21 protein-coding genes are annotated in these 19,769 nt (G+C 66.4%); 16 read left to right on the plus strand and 5 right to left on the minus strand.

Annotated elements, in window-relative coordinates; all coding sequences use genetic code 11:
- The first annotated feature begins 64 nt into the window (after positions 1–64).
- From larB to hisF, 9 genes are all read left to right on the plus strand, one after another.
- Positions 65–790: a nickel pincer cofactor biosynthesis protein LarB gene (gene larB, locus NE591_RS10000; RefSeq protein ID WP_227070763.1), complete on the plus strand. Its 726-nt coding sequence runs from the start codon at positions 65–67 to the stop codon at positions 788–790.
- Between the two features lie 64 nt (positions 791–854).
- Complete coding sequence (locus NE591_RS10005; RefSeq protein ID WP_114540504.1) at positions 855–1,712, plus strand: LarC family nickel insertion protein; 858 nt, start codon at positions 855–857, stop codon at positions 1,710–1,712.
- 319 nt (positions 1,713–2,031) lie between these two features.
- A complete protein-coding gene (gene hisG, locus NE591_RS10010) occupies positions 2,032–3,744 on the plus strand; it encodes an ATP phosphoribosyltransferase (protein WP_256156661.1) in 1,713 nt (570 codons plus the stop codon).
- Positions 3,745–3,756: 12 nt separating this feature from the next.
- Positions 3,757–5,118, plus strand: coding sequence for a histidinol dehydrogenase (hisD, locus tag NE591_RS10015; RefSeq protein WP_232325754.1), 1,362 nt, complete (start codon positions 3,757–3,759; stop codon positions 5,116–5,118).
- Positions 5,111–6,205, plus strand: coding sequence for a histidinol-phosphate transaminase (gene hisC, locus NE591_RS10020; protein WP_114540502.1), 1,095 nt, complete (start codon positions 5,111–5,113; stop codon positions 6,203–6,205). The genes hisD and hisC overlap by 8 nt, the downstream gene beginning before the upstream one ends.
- A gap of 12 nt (positions 6,206–6,217) precedes the next feature.
- Positions 6,218–6,808 carry an imidazoleglycerol-phosphate dehydratase HisB gene (hisB, locus tag NE591_RS10025; protein ID WP_114540501.1) on the plus strand — a complete coding sequence of 197 codons (591 nt, stop codon included), beginning with the start codon at positions 6,218–6,220 and terminating at the stop codon, positions 6,806–6,808.
- Positions 6,805–7,509, plus strand: a complete 705-nt coding sequence (hisH, locus tag NE591_RS10030; protein ID WP_114540500.1) for an imidazole glycerol phosphate synthase subunit HisH — start codon at positions 6,805–6,807, stop codon at positions 7,507–7,509. Before hisB ends, hisH begins: the two co-directional genes overlap by 4 nt.
- Before the next feature lie 2 nt (positions 7,510–7,511).
- Positions 7,512–8,303, plus strand: a complete 792-nt coding sequence (hisA, locus tag NE591_RS10035; RefSeq protein WP_114540499.1) for a 1-(5-phosphoribosyl)-5-[(5-phosphoribosylamino)methylideneamino]imidazole-4-carboxamide isomerase — start codon at positions 7,512–7,514, stop codon at positions 8,301–8,303.
- Positions 8,304–8,481: 178 nt separating this feature from the next.
- Positions 8,482–9,246 (plus strand): imidazole glycerol phosphate synthase subunit HisF, encoded by a 765-nt coding sequence (hisF, locus tag NE591_RS10040; RefSeq protein WP_114540498.1) that lies wholly within the window; start codon positions 8,482–8,484, stop codon positions 9,244–9,246.
- A gap of 6 nt (positions 9,247–9,252) precedes the next feature.
- On the opposite strand, the gene NE591_RS10045 is transcribed toward hisF, so the two are convergent.
- The 3 genes from NE591_RS10045 to NE591_RS10055 form a co-directional block, all read right to left on the minus strand.
- Complete coding sequence (locus tag NE591_RS10045; RefSeq protein WP_114540497.1) at positions 9,253–9,555, minus strand: nucleotidyltransferase family protein; 303 nt, start codon at positions 9,553–9,555, stop codon at positions 9,253–9,255.
- A 225-nt stretch (positions 9,556–9,780) separates the two neighbouring features.
- A complete protein-coding gene (locus NE591_RS10050) occupies positions 9,781–10,224 on the minus strand; it encodes a helix-turn-helix domain-containing protein (protein ID WP_181869741.1) in 444 nt (147 codons plus the stop codon).
- A gap of 30 nt (positions 10,225–10,254) precedes the next feature.
- Complete coding sequence (locus tag NE591_RS10055) at positions 10,255–10,428, minus strand: type II toxin-antitoxin system HicA family toxin (protein WP_114540495.1); 174 nt, start codon at positions 10,426–10,428, stop codon at positions 10,255–10,257.
- A 152-nt stretch (positions 10,429–10,580) separates the two neighbouring features.
- On the opposite strand from NE591_RS10055, the gene NE591_RS10060 reads away from it, so the two are divergent.
- Positions 10,581–10,874, plus strand: a complete 294-nt coding sequence (locus NE591_RS10060) for a helix-turn-helix transcriptional regulator (protein WP_114540494.1) — start codon at positions 10,581–10,583, stop codon at positions 10,872–10,874.
- Between the two features lie 8 nt (positions 10,875–10,882).
- Positions 10,883–11,206 (plus strand): phosphoribosyl-AMP cyclohydrolase, encoded by a 324-nt coding sequence (gene hisI / locus NE591_RS10065; RefSeq protein WP_114540493.1) that lies wholly within the window; start codon positions 10,883–10,885, stop codon positions 11,204–11,206.
- 126 nt (positions 11,207–11,332) lie between these two features.
- Here hisI and NE591_RS10070 read toward each other — a convergent pair whose 3' ends face one another.
- On the minus strand, positions 11,333–12,058 hold the full coding sequence (locus NE591_RS10070) for an EamA family transporter (protein WP_256156662.1): 726 nt from the start codon (positions 12,056–12,058) through the stop codon (positions 11,333–11,335).
- Complete coding sequence (locus NE591_RS10075) at positions 12,004–12,291, minus strand: hypothetical protein (protein ID WP_157012851.1); 288 nt, start codon at positions 12,289–12,291, stop codon at positions 12,004–12,006. Before NE591_RS10075 ends, NE591_RS10070 begins: the two co-directional genes overlap by 55 nt.
- Before the next feature lie 189 nt (positions 12,292–12,480).
- On the opposite strand from NE591_RS10075, the gene NE591_RS10080 reads away from it, so the two are divergent.
- From NE591_RS10080 to NE591_RS10100, 5 genes are all read left to right on the plus strand, one after another.
- Positions 12,481–13,365: a LysR family transcriptional regulator gene (locus NE591_RS10080; RefSeq protein WP_114540491.1), complete on the plus strand. Its 885-nt coding sequence runs from the start codon at positions 12,481–12,483 to the stop codon at positions 13,363–13,365.
- Between the two features lie 284 nt (positions 13,366–13,649).
- Positions 13,650–14,336 (plus strand): transaldolase family protein, encoded by a 687-nt coding sequence (locus NE591_RS10085; RefSeq protein ID WP_114540510.1) that lies wholly within the window; start codon positions 13,650–13,652, stop codon positions 14,334–14,336.
- Positions 14,333–16,354, plus strand: coding sequence for a transcription termination factor Rho (gene rho, locus NE591_RS10090; protein WP_114540490.1), 2,022 nt, complete (start codon positions 14,333–14,335; stop codon positions 16,352–16,354). Before NE591_RS10085 ends, rho begins: the two co-directional genes overlap by 4 nt.
- A 33-nt stretch (positions 16,355–16,387) precedes the next feature.
- Positions 16,388–17,638: a signal peptide peptidase SppA gene (gene sppA / locus NE591_RS10095; protein WP_114540489.1), complete on the plus strand. Its 1,251-nt coding sequence runs from the start codon at positions 16,388–16,390 to the stop codon at positions 17,636–17,638.
- Entirely contained in the window at positions 17,622–19,643 is a 2,022-nt protein-coding gene (locus NE591_RS10100) for a class I tRNA ligase family protein (protein WP_256156660.1), read from the plus strand. Before sppA ends, NE591_RS10100 begins: the two co-directional genes overlap by 17 nt.
- The last annotated feature ends 126 nt before the right edge of the window (positions 19,644–19,769 follow it).

Consider the following 19,769-nt stretch of genomic DNA (forward strand, 5'->3'; position numbering starts at 1 on the left):
ATCATGGCTTTCCGAGAAACCAACTGAGAACGAGTGAGGGCGTTCGTCGGAAAGCGGGGTGGCCGTGGCCTTTCACCAGAGCGAGAATTCTGAGAGTCTTTGCTGCGGAGCCGCGTTCGCGCGGCCCGACTACGACCGTGCGATGCGACAGGGCGCCGGCGAGGTGATTTACGGCGAGGGAAAGACCGCCGAGCAGATCGCCGCCATCGCCTCGTCGCTCATGGGCGCTGGTCAACCGCGCGTTCTGGCGACCCGCGTGGACGCGAAGAAGGCCGATGCCGTGGCCGCTCTATGGGGCGACGACGGCGGGATCGCCCCGTGCGCCTACTACGAGACGGCGCGGCTCGTCGTGTTCGGCGGCATGCCCGCGCCCGACGGGGACGGAGTGGTGGCCATCGCCTGCGCCGGCACGAGCGATCTGCCCGTGGCCGAGGAGGCGGCGCTCACCGCGGAGTTCCTCGGCAACGAGGTGCGGCGCTTCTACGATGTGGGCGTGGCGGGCATCCATCGGCTCTTGGATGTGGCCGACGAGCTGCGCGCGGCCCGAGTCGTGGTGGCGGTGGCCGGCATGGAGGGCGCGCTCGCCTCCGTGGTGGGGGGTCTTGTCGCCGCGCCGGTGATCGCGGTGCCCACCTCGGTGGGCTACGGCGCCTCCTTCGGCGGCGTGACCGCGCTGCTCGCCATGCTGAACTCCTGCGCGAGCGGGGTGTCGGTGGTCAACATCGACAACGGCTTCGGCGCCGCCTTCCAGGCAAGCGCCATCAATCACTTGAATTCCCGACAGGGATAGGCCTGCGGCGGTTCCCGCCGAGCGCGGGCGCCTCGAGGGTGGCACCATCATGAAAGGCGATGCAATGACGAAACTTCTCTACTTGGAATGCACCTCCGGTATCAGCGGCGACATGTGCGCGGCGGCCCTGCTGGATGCAGGCGCGAGCGAGGAGGCGGTGCGCCGGGCGCTGGAGAGCCTGCCTGTGGAAGGTTTCGCTGTGGAGATATCCCGGGTGAAGAAGTCGGGTTTGGACGTCTGCGACTTCAGCGTCGTGCTGGATGCCGCCCACGAGAACCACGACCACGATATGGCCTACCTGCACGGGCAGGGGGGCGCAAGCGAGCACGGCCACGGCCATGACCATGACCATGGTCACGCCCACGATCACGACCATGGTCACGGTGCCCCCGGTGACCATCATCACCGCGGCCCTGCGGAAATAGCGGAGATCATCGACGGTGCTGCCATGACCGATGGCGCCAAGGCCATTGCGCACCGTATGTTCGGCTTCGTGGCCGATGCTGAGGCGCGGGCCCACGGCGTGCCCGTGGGGGAAGTTCACTTCCACGAGGTGGGCGCCGTGGATTCCATCGCCGACATCATCGCCATCGCCGTGGCGGCCGACGACTTGGCGCCCGACGGGGTCGTGGTGTCCGATCTGCCCTGCGGGTACGGCACGGTGCGCTGCCAGCACGGCCTCATCCCCGTGCCCGCCCCGGCCACGGCGTTCATCGCCGAAGCTGCCGGATTGACGCTTTCCCCGGTGGACGTGGAAGGCGAGCTCGTCACCCCCACGGGCGCCGCCGCGGCCGCCGCTCTGCGCACTGAGTCCGTCCTTCCCGAGCGCTTTTCCATCAAGGCCATCGGCATGGGCGCCGGGAAGCGCGCCTACGCCACCCCCGGCATCCTCCGCGCCATGATCATCGAGCCCGTGGAGTAATTCCAACCGTAGGTGAAAATTCCCATTGCTTTAGCACTCTACTGTGATAAAGTACTAGCATCGATGCGAGATCCTCGTGCGTTCTTTGCGTGGGAACTCTGTCGATAATTCGCCGTTTGCCGTCCCGGTGCGCCGGGAGGGGAGAGGGCGTGTAACATGACAATCTCGGTAATCGAAGGCGCTTTCGACGAGACGAGCCAGGCGATGGCCTCGGCTGCCTGCGAGCCAGGGCGAAAGCTCCGGCTGCATGCATGCCGGGCCACGGGTCTTGAGCCGTTCGCGCATCGCTTGCGCCAGTGAGGAATGTGCGTTGAACGCTGTGACACCATCGGGCTTCCGCGACGTGCTCTCCGAGGAGGCGCGCGTCCGCGAGGCCATCACCCGGGCCGTGGCCGACCTGTTCGCCTCTCGCGGCTATGTGCCCATCGAGACGCCCACCCTGGAGGTGATGGACGTCCTGCGGGCCGGCGGACGGGTGCCGGCCACCCCCTTCAAGTTCTTCGACTCCCGGGGCGATCTTCTGGCCATGCGCCCGGACGTTACCCTGCAGATCGCGCGCATGTGCGCCACGCGTCTGGCCGGCGTGCCCGGCCCCTTGCGCTTCCGCTACACCCAGCGCGTCTTTCGCGAGGCCGAGACGGAGAACCAGGTGCAGGCCCGCGAGCTCACCCAGTGCGGCGTGGAATGCATCGGGGAAGTGGGACCGGCGGCCGATGCCGAGATCGTCGTGCTGTTCGCCGAGGCGCTGCGGCTGGCCGGAGCGACGCAGTTCGTGCTCGCCATGGCCACGGTAGGGGTGCTCCGGGCCCTGCTCGAGCGCTCCGGCGCCTCCGAGCCGTGGAAGGCCGCGGTGCTGGATGCCTACCACAGCTCGGACTTCGTGGCCCTCGACCGTTTGTGCGACGTCGCCATGGGGCGCGCCGTGGAAGGGGAGGCCGTCGATGCGGGGGCTGCGGCGCCCGCTTACACCGAGGCCATCCGGCAGCTCGCGCGCATCCGGGGCGCCCAGGACGCCATCGACGCGGTGCGCGCGCTCGTGGCCCCGCTCGGGTGTGTGGCCGATCTGGACGACTTCCAGGCCACCTACGACCTTCTGGGCGAGGCCGGCCTGGCCTCCTCCGTGCTCGTCGACTTCTCGGTGGCCAGCTCCTTCAACTACTACACGGGCCTCGTCTTCGAGGCCTGCTCGCCCTATCTGGGCTCGCCTCTGGGCTCCGGCGGCCGCTACGACCGCATGATAGGCGCCTTCGGGGCCGATCGTCCCGCTGCGGGCTTCGCCTTCTCGCTGGAGCAGGCCATGGCCGCCGCCTCTGCCGAGGCCGACGCCGCGGCCGCCTCTGGCCGCCCGTTGCGCATCGCCGTGCCCAAAGGCTCCCTGAACACCGAGGCCATCGCCTGTTTGGAAGAGGCCGGGCTCGACGTGACGGGACTTGCCAATCCGGGCCGCGCACTCGTCATTTCCAACCCCGGGGTCGACTACATCATCGTGCGGCCCTCCGACGCGCCCGTCTTCGTGGCCCTGGGCGCCGCCGACTGCGGCATCTGCGGCAAGGACTCGCTTCTGGAAGTGGGCGCGGCCGTGGAGGAGCTGGTCGATCTGCGCTTCGGCGGCTGCCGCTTCGTCGTGGCGGAGTCGGCCGGCACGAGTGCGGCCATCGAGGAGCGCTACCGCAAGCTCGGCAGCATCCGCATTGCCACGAAGTACCCCTCCATCACCCGTGCCCATTTCGTGCGCACCGGCACCCAGGTGGAGATCGTCTACCTGCACGGCAACATCGAGCTGGCGCCCATCACCGGCATGGCCGAGCGCATCGTCGACATCACCGCCACGGGAACCACCCTGCGCGAGAACAACCTGGAGATCGTGGAAGAGGTGCTCGCCTCCACGGCCCGCTTCTTCGCCAACGGCTGCGCCCTGCGCACCGACGAGCGCATCGTGGCGCTGGCCCGCGTGCTCGCCGAGAACGCCCCCAAGCACACTTACGCGCCCATCGCCGGCGCTTCCAACCCTGTCCAACCGAGCCTATCCTAAGGAGTGCGCCCCATGACCATGAGACGAATCGACCTGCAACCCCTCGAGCCCTTCACGAGCGACTTCATCGACCGCACCGGCGCCTTCAACCCCGGCGCCCTTGAGGCGGCCACCGCCATCATCGAGCAGGTGCGCCAAGAGGGCGACGGTGCCCTGCGCGCGCTTACCCAGAAGTTCGACGGCGTGGCCATCGAGAACTTCCGCGTGCCGCCCGAGGCCATCGACGCCGCGATGGCGGAAGTGGACCCGGACACCCTCGAGGCCCTGAGGCACGCCGCGGCCCAGATCCGCGACTTCCACGAGCGCCAGAAGCAGCAGAGCTGGTTCTTCGCCCGCGAGGACGGGGCCATTGTGGGCTCGAAGGTGACGCCTCTCGAATCCGTGGGCATCTACGTGCCCGGGGGACGGGCGCTGTACCCCTCCACGGTGCTCATGAACGCCCTGCCCGCCCAGGTGGCCGGCGTGGAGCGCATCGTCTGCGTGACGCCGCCCACCAAGGACGGCACGCTGGACGCGGCCATTCTCGCCGCCTGCAAGATCGCCGGGGTGACCGAGATCTACACCGTCGGGGGCGCCCAGGCCGTGGCGGCGCTCGCCTACGGCACCGAGACCATCCGCCCGGTGGCCAAGATCACCGGCCCGGGCAACGCCTTCGTGGCCGCGGCCAAGAAGCTCGTCTCGGGCGATGTGGGCATCGACATGATCGCCGGGCCGTCGGAGGTCTGCGTCGTGGCCGACGAGACGGCCGACCCGCGGCTGGTGGCCATCGATCTCATGGCCCAGGCCGAGCACGATCCCCTGGCGGCCTGCTACCTCGTCACCTTCTCGGACGCCTACGCCGACGCAGTGGAGGCGGCCATCCAGGTGCACCTGGCCGATTCCACCCGCGCCGACATCACCCGCACCTCCCTGGACGACCACGGGCTCATCGTCGTGTGCACTTCCATGGATCAGGCCCTGGAGGCAGTGAACGTCATCGCGCCCGAGCACTTGGAGATGCACGTGGAGGGCGCCATGGAGTACCTGGGCGCCATCCGCAACGCCGGGGCCATCTTCTTGGGCGCGTGGACGCCGGAGGCCGTGGGCGATTACGTGGCCGGCCCCAACCACACGCTGCCCACCGGCGGCACGGCCCGCTACTCCTCGCCCCTTTCCGTGGACGACTTCGTGAAGAAGTCCTCCATCATCCAGTACAGCCCGGCGGCCCTGAAGAACGACGCGCGCGCCGTGGTGCAGATCGCCACCCACGAGGGGCTGTGGGCCCATGCCCGCTCGGTGGCCCTGCGTCTTAAGGCGCTGCTGGACGCCGAGCAGGCGAGCGTGGCCGGCTCGGCCGCGGCGGGCGTGGAGGACGGCGAGGCGCGCGGTGAATAAGGTTCGCGCGTCGGCGCCCCAGCTTGAGGGACTCGTTCCCTACGACCCGAAGTACCTGCCGGCCGAGGCGTACCTGTCGGCCAACGAGAATCCGCGCGACGTGGACGCCGAGGTGCGCGCCGCCATTGCGCGTCGCATTGCCCAGGTGCCTCTGAACCGCTATCCCGATCCTCTGGCCAACCGCCTGCGCGATCTCATCGCCGAGGCCAACGGGCTCGACCGCGCCAATGTCCTTCTGGGCAACGGCGGCGACGAGCTTTTGTTCGATGTGGCCCTCGCTTGGGGCGGCCCGGGGCGCAGCTTCCTGAACCTGCCCCCGACCTTCTCGGTGTACGCGGCCAACGCACGGCTCACGAACACCCGCTGCGTGGATGTGCCGCGTCGGGCCGACTTCTCCATCGACGAAGCGGCAGTGCTTGAGCGCGTGGGGAAGGGCGACATCGATTTCGTCATCGTGACGAGTCCGAACAACCCCACGGGCCAGAGGGCGTCCACGGCGTTCATCGAAGAGCTGCTCGACGCCACCGATGCGCTCGTGCTGGTGGACGAGGCCTACTTCGAGTTCTCGCGCGCCACGGTGCGCCCTTTGCTGGCGACCCACGAGAACCTCGCCATCCTGCGCACGTTCTCGAAGGCGTTCTCGCTGGCTGGTGCGCGCCTGGGCTACGTTTTGGCGAACGCGCCGGTCATCGAGGAGCTGTGCAAGGTGCGCCAGCCCTATTCCGTGGACGCCGTCTCCCAGGCCATAGGAGAGGTGGTCTTCGAGAACCGCGCCCGCTTTGAGCCGGGCATCCGCGAGATCATCGAGGAGCGGGGCCGCGTCATGGAGGCGCTGCGCACCCTGCCCGGCGTGACCGCCTACCCGTCGGATTCCAACTGGATTCTGTTCTCGATGGAAGATGCCGGGGCGGCCTGGCAGTACCTGTACGACCGCGGCGTGCTCGTGCGCGATTTCAGCAGCGCCCCCATGCTCGAGGGCTGTCTGCGGGCGACCATCGGCACGCCGGAGCAGAACGACGCGTTCATCCGCGGGCTGCGCGACTTTCTGTCCGAGAGCCGCGAGCGGCGCGCGCGGGCTATGCAATAGGGAAGGAGAGCAATGACGAGAGAGGCCACCATCCTCCGCGAGACGGCGGAGACGCGCATCGAGGTCACGGTGAACCTGGACGGCGCGGGCCAGGCGGAGATAGCGACGGGCATCGGGTTCTTCGACCACATGCTATGCGCTTTTGCACGTCACGGCCGTTTCGATCTGAAGGTGTCGGTGCGCGGCGACTTGCATGTGGACGGCCACCACACGGTGGAGGACACGGGCATCGTGCTGGGCCGCGCTCTGGCCGAGGCCTTGGGAGAGAAGGCCGGCATCGAGCGGTTTGGCAGCGCGTTCGTGCCGATGGACGAGGCGCTGGTGCTGGCGGCTCTGGATATCTCCGGACGCGGGCAGCTGCACTGGGACGTCGAGGCGCCGTTCGGCATGGTGGGCGATTTCGACACTCAGCTCGCCCGGGAGTTCTTCATCGCGCTTGCCGCTAACGCGGGCATCACCCTGCACATCCGGCAGCTCGCTGGCGACAACGTGCACCACATCTTCGAGGCCGCCTTCAAGGCGGCAGGCCGCGCCCTGCGCCAGGCCGTGGCCGTCGACCCGGCCCTGGGTGGCGCGGTTCCCTCAACTAAAGGCGTGCTATGAGCATCGTCATTGTCGACTACCATAAGGGAAACCTGCTCTCGGTGGAGCGGGGACTTGTAGGCGCGGGGGCAGACGTCGTCGTGACCGACGAGGCGGATGTCATCCGCGCGGCCGACGCCGTGGTGCTGCCCGGCGTGGGGGCCTTCGCCGATGCCGCCGCGTCCATGGAGGAGATGGGCCAGATGGAGGCGGTGCGCGCGGCGGTGGCCGGCGGCGCGCCGTTTTTGGGCATCTGCCTTGGGATGCACCTCATGTTCGAGGCGGGCACCGAGCACGCGCCCGCTGACGGCCCGCTGCCACGCGGCCTCGGCTTCATCGAGGGCGTGGTGGACGCCATGCCCCGCACCGACGCTGCCGGCCGCGCCTACAAAGTGCCCCATGTGGGATGGAACTCCGTGGAGTTCTCCGAGCCGAATTCGCTGTTCGATGGAATCGCGCCCGGCGAGTTCTTCTACTTCACCCACAGCTTCGTGGCGCCGCCGAGCGTGGCCACCATTGCCGAGACGGTGCACTCGGTGACCTTCCCCTGCGCCGTGCAGGTGCCGGGCCGTCCCGTCTTCGGCGTGCAGTTCCATCCGGAGAAGAGCTCGGATGCGGGCGCGCGCCTGCTTGCCAACTTCGCAACCATTGCACGAGCCGCGCGCGCCGGCAGCGCGCACGCTGATAAGGTGGCGGAAAACCCCGTCGCGTCAAAGGAGTAGCCATGTACCTTCTTCCTGCCATCGATCTTTTAGACGGGCGCGCGGTGCGCTTGGCCAAAGGAGACTACCACGCCGTCACCGTGTACAACGACGACCCGGCGTATCAGGCTCAGCTGTTTGAGGAGGCCGGTGCGACGTGGCTTCATGTGGTCGATCTGGATGGCGCGAAGTCCGGCAATCCCGACAACTTGGAAGTGGTGCGCGCGATTTTGGCGCGCACGAGCCTGAAGGTGGAGGTAGGCGGCGGCGTGCGCTCCCTGGAAGCGGCCGACCGTCTGCTGGATGCTGGCGCGACCCGCGTCATCCTAGGCACCGCACTTGTGCGCGATCCTGATTTCGCCCAGGCTGCTATAGAGAAGTTCGGCCCCGATGCGCTGGTTGCCGGCATCGACGCGAAGGCCGGCGAGGCCGCTGTGGCCGGCTGGACTGAAGGGTCGGGCGTGGCCGCCGCCGACCTGGCCCGCCGCATGGCGGCGCTGGGATACGAGCACCTCGTCTACACCGACATCGCCCGCGACGGCATGCAGACCGGCGTGGAGAACGGCGCCTACGCGAAGATGGCCGCCGCCTTCGGCAATCCGGTCATCGTTTCCGGCGGCATCGCCACCGCAGCTGACATCCGGGCGCTGGCCCCCATCGCCGACGCCGTCGAGGGCGTCATTACCGGTCGGGCCATCTACGAGGGCACTCTTACCGTGGCCGATGGCGTCGCGGCGTGCGACGGCACCTTCCAGCTGTCCGATCAGCTGGAAGAGGAGGAGCGTCCCCTGACCATCGAAGAGCTGGAAAGCTAGCAAACAAGGAAGAGCAGCCCGGGCGACGCCGGGTGCCTTGACCGAGCGAGTTCCGCAGATGGTATCGAAGGCCAAAAGGGAAAGGGAGCAGTTGGCCTTGACGCCTTCGATACCAGCGAGGACTGTCTGAGCGAATCAAGGTACCCGGCGGCGCCCGGGCGGACGGGTTGAAGAGAGTATGCTAACAAAGAGAGTAATCCCCTGCCTGGACGTAAAGGACGGCCGCGTCGTGAAGGGTGTGAACTTCGTGGGCCTGCGCGATGCGGGCGACCCCATCGAGCTGGCCCGCGCCTACGACGAGCAAAAGGCCGACGAGGTCATCTTCCTGGACATCACCGCCACGAGCGACGATCGCGCCACCACGGTGGAGCTCGCGAGCCACGCCTCGGCCGAGCTGCATCTGCCCTATTGCGTGGGCGGCGGCTTCCGCAGCGTGGCCGACATCCGCAAGATGATCGCCGCCGGCGCCGACAAGGTGTCGGTGAACTCGGCAGCCGTGGCGAACCCCCAGCTCATCACCGATGCAGCTCGGGCCTTCGGTACGCAGGCGATCCTCTGCGCCATCGACGCGAAAGCGGTGCCCGGCAACCCCAACAAGTGGGAGGTCTACGTGGCCGGCGGCCGCAAGAACACCCACATCGACGCCATCGAATGGGCGCGCGAGGCGGCCCGGCGCGGAGCGGGGGAGATCCTGCTCACCTCCATGGACCGCGACGGCAGCCGCGACGGCTTCGACTGCCACTTGACGCGCTCCGTGGCCCGGGCCGTCGATATCCCCGTCATTGCCAGCGGCGGCGTGGGCAAGCTGGAACACTTCGCCGAGGGCATCATCGAGGGCGAGGCCGACGCCGTGCTCGCCGCCAGCGTCTTCCATTTCGGCGAGCTTACCGTGCGCCAGGTAAAAGAATCCATGCGCGCCGCCGGCATCCCGGTACGGCTTTAGGCGAGCTTAGGATTTCGCATAAAGAAGATTTCTGTCTTTCAGGTAGCGCTGTTGAGCGCGCGGGTGGAAGGAATTGCTGCCGCACACGACATCCACGGAGCGACCGAGGGCAGCCTCCAGAGCAACGCCGGGTCCTCCCAGGGAGAAGAGCGTGATGGAGTCGCCGCATTCGATGCAAATATCGACGTCTGATTCCTCGTCGGCCTCATTGCGAGCATAGGAGTCAAAAAGATAGGCTTCGGTGATGTCGTATCGCGGCATCACCTCACGAACGGCAGAGGAAATGGTATGTTCATCCAGCGTCTTCATAGTGCAAGTTTAGCATAACCAGCCAGGGGATCGTCGATGGGCAGGAAGTCGTTGTGGGATGCGACGAGGTTTCCTCTTTCAGATAGATGCTCGTGTTGTTGAGGTTGTTGCTGTTCGACTTTTGCCGCAGAGCTTCGTGCTTGGAGTGAGAATTCTCCCATGCTTGGATGAACTCGGGATTACGTTTACTTCGCTTCTGCACATAACGCTCAATGTCATTAGTCGTCATTCGCGCTTTCCGGCCTTTGGCCTTCCCGCTGGGGCGCGGGAGGCAAGGCGCGCGTCGATGCTGGCTTTGGCCACCCAGGTGTTGCGGCCGTCTTTCCAACCTTCTAGAAGGCCCGAATGCAGCATAGCCGTCACGCGGCTGCGGCTGACGCCGAGTAGTTCCGCCGCCTGAGCAGCGCTCACTTTCTCGATGTCGTCCAGTGTGACATCGACGGACACGATGAGTCTCACGCCTCCGTGAGAGGGCTCGTGGTCGAACGTTGCCTTGGGCGGTGTCTCGCCGCGCATCAGGTATTCCCGAGCGAGCTCCCTCAAAAGGTCGGCCGCCGACTCGCAGACATCTTCCACGTCGACGCCCTGGGTGATGCCCACAAGATCGAAAGGTGCAGCAATCCACGCGAACTCCCCGCGCCACATTTCGAATTCATAGGTATATTGCATCTCTTGCTCCTTGATCATCTGGCTGATCTTCTATAAAAGGCCTGCCTGCTTCTTCAACTCCCTGAATACCTCATCCTCGATTTCTCGGTGTCTCTTGATCATGATGGTTGTGCGGCCGTTGGTGAACTTCTCGTGCTTCGTGCCGCCGACGGACCAGAACCCGTGATTTTCGAAATACCTTATGACATCCCTTCTCTTTGTCATGCTCTCTCCTTAGTAAGATAATTATGAATTGAATTTACAAAAAGTCAACTGCTAACGTGGTTTCGCAACAAACTTGCGTTTGAATCGTAGTCGAACTATAATGCAACCATCACTTTAGCAGATTACGAACTATAGTGCAATAGGAGATTTGAATGGCTAAGGAGAACAGCGTTATCGATTGGGAGGCCTACGGGACGTTGCTGAAGGCGGCGCGGCTGGCCAACGGGTACTCGCGAGGCAAGAAGCTCACCGACGCGGTGGAGGAGAAGACGGGCATGAGGATCTCGGAGCGCACGATTTACGCGCTGGAAGACGCCTCGCGCGCACCTTCCGCCGATATCTTCCTCGCGTTGCAGCAGGTGCTGCCCGAGCTGTGCGATCCGGAATACATGCGCCCGGCCTTCCGCAAGGCCGACATCAAGGTCATGCTCGTCACGCTGCCCTAGGAGGAGAGGTGGATCTTCCCGAGTTGAAGTACAACGAGGCGGGGCTCATCCCCTGCATTGTGCAGGACGCCGACACGGGCGAGGTGCTTATGATGGCATGGATGAGCGCCGAGTCGCTGGCGCTCACGTTGGAGCGCGGCGAGACCGTGTTCTGGAGCCGTAGCCGGCGCGAGCTGTGGCACAAGGGGGCCACGAGCGGCAACACCCAGAAGCTGGCGGATCTGCGCTACGACTGCGATGCCGATACCCTGCTCGCGCTGGTGCATCCGGCCGGCCCCGCCTGCCATACCGGCGAGCGAACCTGCTTCTACCGCTCGATGCTGGAGAGGTAGCTGGTTGCTCGCGTTTTGCGCTCGTCGAGCAAAGGTGCGAGGGGCGTTTTAGGTGGATGAGTCCAAGGATCAATGCTCAGAAGCTGGAAAGCTTGTCCCGCGAGGCTCGGTGATGCCGAGTGAGGCCTAGGCCGCGTGGTGCAGGACGTGACGCTGGGCGCGCACGAGGCGCACGTAGGCGCGGCGCATCCGGCGTCGCTGGGCAGCCGGCAGCTTCACGCGCGCCTCGCCGAGCAGCGCGCCGCCGATGATGCAGCAGGCGCCGGCGAGCTGCACGGGCGTCATCACCTCGCCGAGCGCGAGCGCCCCCAGCACCACGGCCGTGAGCGGCTCGGCGTAGGCGCACACCGACACGGTCTGCATGGGCAGCTGGTCGATGGCCCGGTAGTAGAGGAAGTAGGCCAGGGCGGTGAACACGGCGCCCAGGGCGATGACGGTGGGCCACGAGCTTGAGGGGATGCGGCCGATGAAGGCGAAGCCCTCGCCAGCCGCGGCCACGGCGAGGGCCACCGCCACCGCCGTGGCGAGTTGGATGGTGGTGCAGGGGACGCCGGTGATGTCGCGGGCGAGCTTGTTGAAGATGACCATGCCAGCGGTGCTGGCGGCCGCGGCGAGTCCCATGAGGATGCCGGGAACCGACAGCGTGCCCTCCAGAGCGGACGCATTCAGCAAAAGCAGGCCGCCGACCACGATGGCGAATCCGACCATCACGGGAATCCGCAGGCGCTCCTTGAACAGGAGGGGGGACAGCGCCATGGTGATGACCGGGGCCGTGGCGGCCAGAACGGCGCCGAGGCCTACGCCGAGTAAGCGGTAGGCAGCGAAATGGTCATCATGGCGAGGCCGAGACAGGCGCCGGAGAGGGCCACGAACAGGTACTGGCGACGGCCGACGTGCCGGGGCAGTCGCTGGCGGGTGACGACGAAGATCAGGCCCATGGACAGCGCGCCAATAATGAGGCGCATGAGGCAGACCTCGAAGGCCGACAGCGGCAGCGTGCTGGCAACGATGCCCGACGATCCGAACATCATGACGGCTGCAATGAAGCACAGAAGGTACTTCATCGATGCGATCTTCGTGCGCATGGCAAGCCTCTCCTTCTCGGTGCAGGGCGCGGGGCTCGCAGGCTCAGCGCGCCGCCTCCTTCCTTTTGATGCAGCTGCATTATGGCGCTTGACAAATCCCTTGAAAAGCGAAACTATTTCATAGTTCACATGAGAAATTCTCATAATATGAGGCGATGAGGCACGAAGCAACGAGGGGAAGAGGGAGCTGTGGACGCCAACATTCAGAAGTACCAGGCCTTCGTGGAGGTGGCCGATGCCGGCAGCTTCACCAAGGCGGCCGAGACGCTGGCCTACTCCCAGTCGGGCATAAGCCACATGGTCTCCGATTTGGAGCGCGACTGGGGCGTGGCGCTGTTCGAGCGGAGCCGCCGGGGCGTGGTGCTGACCGGCGACGGCGCACGGCTTCTGCCTGAGGCCCGCGCCCTCTGCGAGAGCTTTCGAGCCCTGGAGGCCACCGTGGACGAGGTGCGCGGTCTCGAGACCGGTCTCATCCGCATCGGTGTGTTCCCGAGCGTGGCCGCCCATTGGATCCCGCGCATCATCAAGCGCTTCAACGCCGACTACCCGGGCATCGACTACAAGCTGCGGGTGAGCGATTACACCGAGATCGAGGAGTGGATCGCCGCTGGCACCGTGGACTGCGGCTTCGTGATGTTGCCGTTGCGCACCGATGCGCGGCTTGTCGTGCGGGCCTTGGAGGAGGACGAGTTTCTGGCCGTGCTTCCGCGCGACCATGAGTTGGCGAGCGCGGAGGTGTTTCCCGTGGAGCGCCTGGCCGAGCTGCCGCTGCTCTCGCCGGCATCGGAGTCCGACGACGAGCTTTTAGAGTTTCTGGAGCGGTGGGGCGTGCGGCAGAACCCGCATTTCACCTCATGGGACGATCGGGCCATCCTCTCCATGGTGGAGTACGGCATGGGCGTGAGCGTGCTGTCGCGCCTTATGCTGCGGGGCCTGTCCCAAAACGTGGTCACGCTGCCCTTGTCCGATCCGGTCTTCCGCACCATCGGCGTGGCCTATCGCAGCGCCGGTCACCTTCCTTTGGCCACCCGCCGCTTCCTCGATTACTTGGAATTTCGCAAAGAAGAGGAGTGAGCGCGGACGGCCTGAGCGAATTGGAATGCCGTCGGAACGCCGACTGGCTCCCCTCCGAGTTGAGTCGCGGGCAGTCTGTGCTTTTTCTTGTGCGGCGCGGTCGGTTGCGCTACTATGGTTCCAGCTCTGAATCTTGGGCGCGATGGCGCCCCACTTCCTTCCCATAGTCCCGTATCGCCCATTTTCAACGTTCTCTCGGTTCGGGTTCGCAGTGCGCTTTACCGCGGTCGATTCGAGCGCCATTCCCATTCCTTTGCCTGTAAACCTCAAGAAGGAGGATGAACGTGAAGTTCTTTCTGGACACGGCCGACCTCGCCGAGATCGAGGAGGCGGCCAGCTGGGGCGCTTTGGCCGGCGTGACCACCAACCCGACGCTGTACTCGCGCATCGGGGGCAAGCTGGACGACTTCCACGCGCACATCAAGCGCATCTGCGACATCGTGGCGCCGGATTGCCCGGTGTCCGCCGAGTCGGTGGCCATGACCCGCGACGAGATCGTCCGCGACGGCCGGGAGCTCGCCGCCATCGCGCCGAACGTCGTCGTGAAGATCCCCACCATGGTGGAGGGCCTGGCCGCCACGCGCGCGTTGGCCGACGAGGGCATCCCGGTGAACATGACCTTGTGCTTCACGGTGCCCCAGGCCATTTTGGCCGCTCGCGCCGGCGCCCGCTACATCTCGCCGTTCGTGGGCCGCTTCGACGACATCTCCGAGGACGGCCTGGCGCAGCTGGACGACGTCGTGCGCGCCATCGGCAACTACGACTTCTCCGAGGACACCGTGAACGGCGAGCAGATCGAGATCATCGCCGCCTCCATCCGCAGCGCCAACCATGTGACCCAGGCCGCTCTCATGGGGGCCGACATCGCCACGGTTCCCTTCGGCATTCTGAAGAAATGCGTGCAGCATCCGCTGACCGACCGCGGCCTTGAGTCGTTCCTCAAGGACTGGGAGAAAGTGCAGAACGCATGAGCGATACCCAAGAGACGATGACGACGGAAGCGGCCGCCCCGGAGGCGACCCTCGAGAAGCCGAAGCGCGGCCGTCCCCGCAAGAAGGCGGAAGAGGCCCCGGCGCCGGCACCGGCACCGGCTGCCGAAGGCGCCGAGGCGTCAGCCGCTCCGGCCAAGAAGACGACGCGCCGCCGTGCTGCGGCCAAGCCCGCCGACGAGGCCGCATCTCCCGCAGCCACCGAGGCGCCGACGGCCGAGGAGGCGCCGAAGCCGCGCCGCACCCGCGCCCGCAAGACGCCCGAGCCGGCGGCGGAGGAGGGGACGGGTGCCGCGACCCACGCAGCATCTACGACTTCCGAGACTTCCGAAGAGGCTCCCAAGCCGCGCCGCGCCCGCGCCCGTAAGGCGGCATCCGAGCCGACGGCCGGCGCGGAGGAGAAGGCCCCGCAGGCCAAGGAGCCCGAGGGCGCCGAGGCGTCCGCAGCGGGCACCGGCACGTCCGAGGCGCCCGCGCCCGCCGATGCCCCCGAGTCCAAGGAGGCTCCTCGCCGCGAGCGCACCACCACGACGGTGATCCGCCGCCGCGACCGCGAGGAGCGCCGCCAGAACCAGAACGGCCAGAACACTCAGAACGGCCAGGGCCAGGGCAAGCAGAACGGCCAGAACAAGCAGAGCGCCCAGAATAGCCAGGGCGGCAAGAAGAACAAGAAGAACCGCCACGAGAATCGCAACCGAGAGCCTCAGCCCTCCGTCTCCAAGGAGGAGCTGACAGAGCTCAAGGTGGCCGACCTGCGCGCTCGCGCCGCCGAGGCCGGGGTGGATGCCGCGGGCCTGAAGAAGGCCGAGCTGGTGGACGCCATCTACGAGGCCGTCTGCAAGGCCGAGGGCTTCGCCGAGGTCACCGGCGTGCTGGACATCATGGGCGACGGCTACGGCTTTTTGCGCACCTCCGGCTACCTGCCCGGCGAGAACGACATCTACGTGGGGCTCGCCACCATCCGCAAGAACGGCCTGCTCAAGGGCGACATGGTCACGGGCACGACGCGCCCGGCGCGCCCCAACGACAAGTTCGCGGCCCTGCAGAAGGTGTCGGCCGTCAACGGCATGGCCCCCGAGATCATGGCCCTGCGCCCGAAGTTCGCCGACCTGACCCCGGTGTTCCCCGACGAGCGCCTGCTCATGGAGCACGGCAAGAACACCACCACGGCCCGCGTCATCGATCTGACGGCCCCCATCGGCAAGGGCCAGCGCGGCCTCATCGTCTCGCCGCCCAAGGCCGGCAAGACCACCGTGCTCAAGGACATCGCCGCCGCCATCACAGCGAACAACCCGGACGTGCACCTCATGTACCTGGGCATCGACGAGCGTCCCGAAGAGGCGACCGACATGGAGCGCTCCATCCGCGGGGAGGTGGTCTCCTCCACCTTCGACATGCCCTCCGAGAACCACATCCAGGTGGCCGAGCTCGTCATCGAGCGCGCCAAGCGCCTGGTCGAGCAAGGGAAGGACGTCGTTATCCTGCTGGATTCCATCACGCGCTTGGCCCGCGCCTACAACTTGGCGCAGCCCGCGAGCGGCCGCATTCTCTCCGGCGGCGTCGATTCCACGGCCCTTTATCCGCCCAAGCGCTTCCTCGGCGCCGCTCGCAACATCGAGAACGGCGGCTCGCTCACCATCCTCGCCTCGGCCCTCATCGAGACCGGGTCGAAGATGGACGAGGTGATCTTCGAGGAGTTCAAGGGCACCGGCAACATGGAGCTGAAGCTCGACCGCTACCTGGCCGATCGCCGCATCTTCCCGGCCATCGACCCCATCTCCTCGGGCACGCGCAAGGAGGAGCTGCTCATGGATCCGCAGGAGGCCCCGCTCATCTGGGGCGTGCGCCGCATTCTGGCCAACACGAACTCCACCGAGCGCGCCATGGACATGCTCATCAAGTCGCTGAAGCAGACCAATTCCAACCAGGAGTTCCTGCTGCGCATGGCGAAGAAGATGCAGGCTCAGCAGGGTCGTGCGGACGATGGCATGGAACTGTAAGCCCGACGAATCCGGCCCGACGAAAGAGGCATCATGAGCGATCAAAACCAATGGCAGAACGCCGCCTGGGGCGCACCGCAGGAGGGCACCCCGTCCTCGGGCGGCACATCGGCGGGGCAGGGGCAGGGCGCCCCATCGCAGCAGGCCGCTCCCCAGCCTCCCTATCAGGTGGCTCCGCAGCCGCAGGCGCAGGCAAATCCCTACGGCTACGCCGCTGCCCAGCCGCGCCCGACTGCCGCCTATGCCGCCCAGTCCCAAGCCGCTTACGCCGCGCAGCCCCAGTCGCAGCCGGCTGCCGCCTACGCGGCGCCGGCCCAGGCTCCCTACGGCACCGCGGCTGGGGCCGTCCCGGCCCAGCAGCCCAAACGGCGCGGTTGGATCGTCGGTCTGGCCGCCGTGCTGACGGTGCTCATCTTGGGGGTGGCCACCATCGGGTCGTGCACCTCGGTGTTCACCAGTTCCATGGGGGCCTTCTCCTACGAGTCGCCCTCCTGGGCCGACACGGTTACCGGAGACACCGTGGGCATCATCAACATCAGCGGCACCATCCAGTACGACGGCACCACCTCAAGCCCCGAGGGGCTTAAAAGCCAGTTGGACGCCGCCGAGCAGAACCCGCATATCAAGGCGGTCGTGCTGCGCGTGAACTCCGGCGGAGGCGTGGCCACGGCCGGCGAGGAGATGAGCACCTACATCCGCGACTTCTCCAAGCCCGTGGTGGTCTCGAGCGCCTCCATCAACGCGAGTGCCGCCTACATGATCTCGTCCCAGGCCGACTACATTTTCACGGACAAGACGACCTCCATCGGCTCCATCGGCGTCATCATGTCGGTGACCGACCTGTCGGGGCTCTACGAGAAGCTGGGTATATCCGTCGAGAACATCACCTCGGCCGACGCCAAGGACTCCGGCGCCGGCAACCGCCCGCTCACCGAGGAGGAGCGCGCCTGGTACCAGGATCAGGTGGATCAGATCAACGAGGTGTTCATCAACTTCGTCGCCGAGGGCCGCGACATGCCGGTGGAAGACGTGCGCGCGCTGGCCACGGGCCTTACGTTCACCGGCATGGACGCCGTGGAAAACGGGCTGGCCGACGAGTTGGGCACCCAAGAGGCCGCCGTGGCGAAGGCCTGCGAGCTGGCCGGTATCGCCGATGCTGATACCGTGTATCTGCAGTCGTCCACGAGCGATTTGTCGCGCCTTCTGGATATCATGGGCACCGAAGATTCGCTGGATGTTTCCGGGACACTGAAGGAGTTGGAGAACCGTGTCGGACTTGAATAGCAGAGAGCGGGTCGAGTGGCCCGCCCGCGCCGTGGTGACGGCGGGCATGCCCTATGGGAACAAGCCCTTGCACTTCGGCCACATCGGCGGCGTGTTCGTGCCCGCCGACGCCTTCGCGCGCTTTCTGCGCGACCGCATCGGCGCCGAGAACGTCCGTTTCGTCTCCGGTACCGACTGCTTCGGCAGCCCCATCAACGAGGGCTACCGCAAATTGGTGGAGGCCGGCGAGTTCTCGGGCACCATCGCCGACTACGTGCTCGCCAACCATGAGCGCCAGAAGGCGACCCTCGAGGCCTTCCAGGTGAGCCTGGACATCTACGAGGGAAGCGGCATCGGGCACGCGGGCGACGTGCACCAGATGATCTCCGACCAGTTCATCGAGCGCCTGCACGAGAGCGGCCACTTGAAGCTGGATTCCACCCTGCAGTTCTACGACGCTAAGGCCGGCACCTTCCTGAACGGCCGCCAGGTGCAGGGCCACTGCCCCGTGCAGGGCTGCAAGTCGGAGCACGCCTACGCCGACGAGTGCGATCTGGGGCACCAGTACGCGCCAGTGGACCTCATCGCTCCGGTATCCACGCTCACGGGCACCGTCCCCGAGATGCGGCCCGTGGAGAACTGGTACTTCGATCTGCCCGGGTTCGAGGACTTCCTGAAGGGCTACGTGCGCGAGCTTGAGGCCGACGACGAGGTGCGCCCGGTAGTGACCAAGGCCATCGCCGAGTTTCTGGCGCCGCCCGTGATCTTCGTGAAGAACGAGCACTTGGAAGAGTACGAGGCCATGGCCGCCGAGCTGCCGCCCCACGAGTTCCGTCCCGCCGAGGGCAACAAGCAATCCTTCGAGATAGAGTTCGCCTCCATCGGCGAGCGCGATCGGGCCCGCGACGCGCTGGCCGCGGCCGGCCTGCGCTTCCGTACCTCGAAGACGCTCGTGCCCTTCCGCATCACCGGCAACATAGAATGGGGCGTGCGCGCTCCCGTCATCGACGGCGTGGAGGGGCTCACGGTGTGGTGCTGGCCCGAATCGCTGTGGGCGCCCATCTCGTTCACCATTACGATCAACGACGAGCAGGGGATGCCGCGCACGAGCTGGCGCGACTTCTGGTGCTCCGACGACGCTCGGGTCTACCAGTTCATCGGCCAGGACAACCTGTACTTTTACGGCGTGGCCCAGCCGGCGCTGTGGGAGGCTCTGCGCCCCGGCGGCCTGTTCGCCGAGGGCCCCGACTCCCAGATGCGCCAGACCACGCTCGTGGCGAACCACCATATGCTCTTCGGGAAAAAGAAGGCCTCCTCGTCGGGCGCGGTGAAGCCGCCCACGGGCGAAGAGCTGCTGGAGCACTACACGCCCGAGCAGCTGCGCGCCCACTTCCTGGCGCTCGGGCTCGACCAGAAGTCCGTCGGCTTTTCCCCGAAGCCCTTCGACCCGGACCCGGCCAAGCGCGACGATCCGCGCTACGCCGACCCGGTGCTCAAGGAGGGGGCGCTGCTCACCAATGTGTTCAACCGCCTCGCCCGCAGCTGCTTCTACGAGGCGCAGAAGAACTTCGACGGCTGCATGCCTTTGGGCGCCGTGACGCCCGAGGTGCGTCGTCGCGCCTTCGAGGCGCTGCTCGACTACGAGGAGCGCATGCACAAGGTGGAGCTGCACCGGGTGATGTCGGTGTGCGACGAGTTCATCCGCTGGTCGAACAAGTGGTGGGCCGACGGCATCAAGGCCGCCGAGGCGTCCGAGGACGCGGATGCGCGCCGCCAGGTGCTTGTGGACTCGTTCTACCTGCTGCGCGTGGCCTGCCTGCTCATGCATCCCGTCGTGCCCGTGGGCTGCGAGAAGATCTGCGACTACCTGAGCTTCGACTTCGGTGACTTCTTCAGCTGGAACTACGACTTCGATTCCAACGACGAGTTGTGCCCGGCCATCGAGATCGATGCCGGCGCCCACCGCATCCACGAGCTCCCTCCGCGCTTCGATTTTTTCCGCAAGCACGAGTCGCAGTACAAGTAAGGCTAACGTGCCGGACCGATCGTTCCGAGAGCCCGCTTCTGGCGGGCTCTTTTTGCTCCTTCGGATGTCCTGTCCGCGAAAGCGATGGTCCGTAAGGGATGAGCGAGAGCGCGCAAATGGGGCTGC

Origin of the sequence: Adlercreutzia sp. DFI.6.23 (genome assembly GCF_024462535.1) — a bacterium.
Classification (GTDB): domain Bacteria; phylum Actinomycetota; class Coriobacteriia; order Coriobacteriales; family Eggerthellaceae; genus Adlercreutzia; species Adlercreutzia rubneri.